This is a genomic window from Spirochaetota bacterium (assembly GCA_026415295.1).
Taxonomy (GTDB): Bacteria; Spirochaetota; JAAYUW01; order JAAYUW01; family JAOAHJ01; genus JAOAHJ01.
Window position 1 is genome coordinate 1 of record JAOAHJ010000022.1, and the last position, 5,301, is coordinate 5,301.

Consider the following 5,301-nt stretch of genomic DNA (forward strand, 5'->3'; position numbering starts at 1 on the left):
ATAAAGCAAATGCTATAAATGTTATAATTTTTAATTTTCTAGTCCCTTATAAAGTAGATTTTATTAATTTAGATAAGAAAGATAAATTAGAATATAAATACGATAATTTTTATATAGCAATTAATGGAACTTATTTTGCTAAAAAAGATGATAAATATTTTACAGTAGCGGGAGTGGTAGATGATAATAACATAATTTCTTTTCCCGTCGAATATAGGCCTAGTAGGGGATATTTTAGTGTATTAAAAGATAAAGATAATAAAAACTTAATAACTATTTTTGATTATTTAACTAATATAAGATATGAGTTTATAAAATTGGTAAATACAACAAAGAAAATGTATGATATTGATATTCTCTTACAATCTGGGCCGCTAATATATAAAGATTACAGTTATGTAATAGATTTAGATAAAGAAGCATTTGGAGAAAAAGGGAATAACATAATAAAAGAAGCTGCTAGAACCTTAATAGTTAATACTCAAGATAATACTTTAAACATTATTTCAGTTATACCTTATAATTATGAAAGAAATAAAGGATTAAATATATATGATATTCCTAATTTTTTAAGTAATTTAAATTCTAATAATTTAGTAACTAATATAAAAGATGTATTGAATTTAGATGGTGGTAGTTCTGTTAATTTCTATATTAACTCAAATTTAATAAATTCAGTTTATTCAAATAAAATAAATCCATATAAATCTCAAAATTATCTAATTTTTAAAACAGATATAAAAGATTATTATTATAAAAATAGTTTAACTTATTATTATTATTTTCCAGGGGTAGTAGATTATTTTTACAATGAAAAAGAAATAATAAAAAAGAAAGGAAAATATTTTATAACTTTTAATAACGGAATAACAACATTTGATAAATTCATTGATTTTTAATTTTAATTAATTATGTTATTTTTATTTTTTAGATACCATGTTATGGTGAAGCACAGACATCCTTATTCTTATTTATATTATATATTATTTTATTAATTCATTTTTTATAACATTTGAAGTAAGCTAAAATTAGTTTAAAATAATAAAAAAATTAAGAATCTCTTTTATTAATTGGTCCTCGCGAAGGTCCGTGAGATTCAAGATTAATATTATTTAACTCATCTTTAGCTTGAGAGCTAATTTCTACTCTGTCTTCTATAAAATTTTTATTGTTTTCTATATTATCTTCATTAATATTACTCTTAGAAGATTCATTATAAGTTACAAATTCATCTCTCTCTACAATATAAGGATTCTTACTTATCCCCCATTCTTTTCCGATTGAAAACATATTCAACACCTCCTTTTATAAAATATTTACTTTACCTACTGAACAATTAAAATATAATATTAAAAAAAAAAAAATCAACTAAAAAAAGTTAAATTTTTTAAAAAAAAGTTAATTTTTTAAATTTTTTTTTAATTTTTTTAATTAATAATATGTTTGAATTATTATAATATATTTAAATTATTTCTAGCTTTATACCAGAATTTTTAAAATTTGAAAATTTATATATATTTTTTCTTATTGAGTAGCTGGCATGTTTGATTCTCATTTTTCAAAAAATATTTATCTTCTTCAGTATGATTTATTTCTTCTTGGAAATATATTTCCTCTAGTTGGGCAAGCTGAAGCTGAGACATAATCGTGAGAATACCAATTTTTATAAACATCTATAATTTTTAGGGATGAATTTATAAATTTATTTATAATTATTTTGGTTTTCTGGGAATTAACGTATATTTGTCTTTTAGCGTCTATAAAATTATTTGGTTCTAATTTAGGGATATTATTTGATGAATTTAGGTATTCATTACTGATTTTGTTTTCTTGAAAAATTTCAGATTTCAAAGAATTTATAAGAATATTAACAATTTTCTGTTGAATTTTTAGCAAATCTACAATATTATTAAAAAAATTAGTATTCTGTTTAATAAAAATATTTTTATTTTCATTTATACAATTAAAACTAAATAATTGATTAGATCTATAAAAATCTATATTTTTAACATGCACTTTATAATCCCTCCCTTTTTATTATTTTTAGTTAGTTAAAAATTACATATTGTTTAATTACCAATTTTTGTTAATATTTTTTCACTTACTTGATAAACATTATTTATTTATTTTAAAAAATTTTTAAAAAAAAAAATATAAAAAATGTAAAAAATGTTAATTTTATTTTAAAAATTGTTAAAATATTTTTAACTAAATATTTTAGCATAGATTAAATGGACTTAAAAAACAAAATTATTAGCTTAATTAACAATAAATAAATGTAAGCTTAACTTTTAAAAGGTATAATTTATACCTATATAAAAATTCCTTTTATATCCAGGATACTTAGTAACTGGAGCATTAGCACTATAACTTAAAGGATAATAGTATTTTTCATTAAATAAATTATTAACATAAAAAGTTATATAAGAATTTTTATCAATAAAATAATTTACAGTTAAATTAGCAATAGTATATGGTTTTACTTTAAAATCGGAAGGGATAGGATAAGATAATGAAGCAGCTTGTATTAATCTTCTTACATCATCTATTAAGGTTTCAGAAGTATACTTAACTTCTAATGCTACACTTAAATTATTTTTAAATTTATAACCATATTTTACTAAAGCTAGTAATTTAGGGGAATTAGGCATATACTCAAAAATGCCGGGTATTGGATTTGTTATTCTAACATTTGAATAAGAAGTAGAAAACCTGAAAAAACTTTTATCATCTATCTGATAAACATAATCTATAAAAGCTCCTATATTTTCTAAGTCAGCTAAATTTTTATAACCTATTATAGTAAAAGCAAAGATTGTAGGAGCAGGCTGCTCATAGATAAGATCTTTTATTTTATTTTTGTAAATACAAAAAGTAAAATAACTTTTATTATTTTTTTCCAATTTTTCTTTATAATAAACAAGTTCGAAAGTGTGATGTTTTTCATAAGACAAAGTAAGAGGTACTAAAGATGCTGGATCCAAATAAGCATTCCAATAAGCATTCCTATATACCTCAAATAATGAAGGAAATCTGACATTTTGAGAATAAATGAGCTTTAATGAGCTATTCTCATTTAATAACTTAATCAAAGCAAACTTAGGAATAAAAACAGGAGAAACCATTACATTAGTAATTTTAAATTCATTAATACCAAAAATAGGAGAATCATAGATATAATATTTATCTTTATAAATATTAGCATAATTATCATATTTTCCTCCCAATGCTAATATCAAATCATTTCTTAAATAATAATCTAAATGGAAATATAAAGAATAGATAAAAAATTTATTAAACACATTAGAATAATAACCACTAACATTATATCTTTCATTAGGATCAAAAGAAAAATTCGCATCAAAATTAGAAATCTTTGCTTGTATTTTTTTTATATCTATACCAAATAATAAATCATATTTTCGTTGTTTTATATTTAAATTATTTTCAAAAGAAATAACTTCAATAGCTCCTTTATCCACATTTATAACAGGAAAACTAATATATGGTAATTCACCGTCAAATGAATACTTTTGGTAGTTTAATTTTGTAGTAAACTGAATATTTGAAAATAACTGAAAAGTTTTTTGATAATAAAAAAATCTGTATTTATCCATATAGTAAGATAAAATAGAGTTTAATTGAAAAGATCCAGGGCCCGTAGGAAAAGAATATCTATGACCATAGTTAGCAAAGTAAATCTGCTCATCCTCATTATATAAACCAATATACTCATAATAGCTCCAGGTTCTGTCTTTATAAAAAGAAGTATTATCTTCTATTGTACCACCAAAAGTCTGATATCTCTCTTTAAAGAATATTTTCCTACCTTTATAATTTATAAACTCACTACCCACAGTTAAATAATATTTACCCAGCTTTTTATTAAACATAAAACCATTTATTGTATTAACTTTATTTTCATTAAAATTAGCAAACGTATATACATTAAATAATTGTTCTTTTAAGTAATCTTGATTATAATATTTAAAATTAGGGATTATATTGACAGTTGCAAGCAATGAATTACTTCCAAAGTACACATTAGAATACCCATGAACCACTTCCACATTCTGTATAAAATGAGAAGGATAATTCAAAGGATATCCAAAATAATAATCATTAGTTTGATAACCATTAAAAAGTATTAAAGCTCTGGAATTAACACTACCAGGTATTTGGATACCTCTATTTCCTAAATACCAGTTAGCTCCATCTTCTACTACATATAACCCTGGTGTAAAATTAAGTAAAGTCTTTAAATCAGGATAATAAAATAATCTTAACTCAAATGGTTGGACTATTGATATACTAGCTGCAGATTTTAATATACTTTGTGTATACTTAGTTAAACTATTAACAGTAGTTATAAAATTAACTTCTTGTTCTATATAGGATTTATCATCAAAAGTTTTAGTATAATCTAATAACTCTATCTTATCTTCATTATTGCTTTTTTCAAAATTTTCTTTATTTTTGGATTCTTCAGAAAATACAAACACGCTACAAATTGAAATTAATAATAAACATAAAAAAAATACAATATACTTAATTTTAATAAATTTTAATAGCATTTAACTCCCCTCCTTTTAAATTAATCAATTATAATAAATAAATTAAGAAATTTCAGTAACTAAATTTTAATAACCTTTAGTAAATACTATAAATTTATCGCTAAAGATTAGATATTTTTCCATTTTTTTATCTTTTTTATCAAATGAATATCCTTTAATAAAATTAGAAACTTGCTTACCTAAAGCTTCATAATCTACACTAAATACTAAATCTACACCATAATTTAATAAAACTTTATGAGTAGATAACAATAATTTATTATTTTTTTTAGCTTTATATATTATTTTAAATAGATTTTCTTCTTCCAAAGTAAAAACATCTGGTATTATAAATATAGCATCACATTCTTTAAATCTGTTTTCAATTTTATCTATATTATAATTATTTACATTAATAGGAATTAAGTTTATTCCTATTTTTTGATAGCTGTAGTTCTTATTTAAGTTATATGTTTCTAAACTATACACTATACCAATATTTTTAATAGTAGGGTAATTTTTTCGTAGTTCTAATAGAACTTGATTTATATCAGGATAAACAGCAAAACCAATAAATTTATTTTCTACTCCTAAAGAAGAAGGAGTTAAAACTAAAGAATAAATATTAAGAGCATTCGGATTATAATTATCTTTAAGGAAATTAGCAGCTTCGCTTGTTAAAGCTACAACTATTTTAAAATGATCAATATCATAGTTTCTTACTTGCTTTACATCAACAATGGATACC

General features: G+C 21.6%; 5 protein-coding genes. 1 reads left to right on the forward strand and 4 read right to left on the reverse strand.

The annotated features are described in order from the left end of the window. Positions 1-899, forward strand: an 899-nt coding sequence (locus tag N3A58_04885; GenBank protein ID MCX8058727.1) for a phosphodiester glycosidase family protein, incomplete at its 5' end; no start/stop codon positions are given. 151 nt (positions 900-1,050) lie between these two features. Here N3A58_04885 and N3A58_04890 read toward each other — a convergent pair. The 4 genes from N3A58_04890 to N3A58_04905 all read right to left on the reverse strand — a co-directional run. Then, positions 1,051-1,290, reverse strand: coding sequence for a hypothetical protein (locus tag N3A58_04890; protein ID MCX8058728.1), 240 nt, complete (start codon positions 1,288-1,290; stop codon positions 1,051-1,053). Positions 1,291-1,578: 288 nt separating this feature from the next. After that, the gene (locus N3A58_04895) at positions 1,579-2,016 is read right to left on the reverse strand and encodes a hypothetical protein (protein ID MCX8058729.1); all 438 of its coding nucleotides are present in this window, start codon (positions 2,014-2,016) and stop codon (positions 1,579-1,581) included. 275 nt (positions 2,017-2,291) lie between these two features. After that, entirely contained in the window at positions 2,292-4,574 is a 2,283-nt protein-coding gene (locus N3A58_04900; GenBank protein MCX8058730.1) for a TonB-dependent receptor, read from the reverse strand. Positions 4,575-4,640: 66 nt separating this feature from the next. Further along, on the reverse strand, positions 4,641-5,301 hold a 661-nt coding region (locus tag N3A58_04905; GenBank protein ID MCX8058731.1), incomplete at its 5' end, for a hypothetical protein.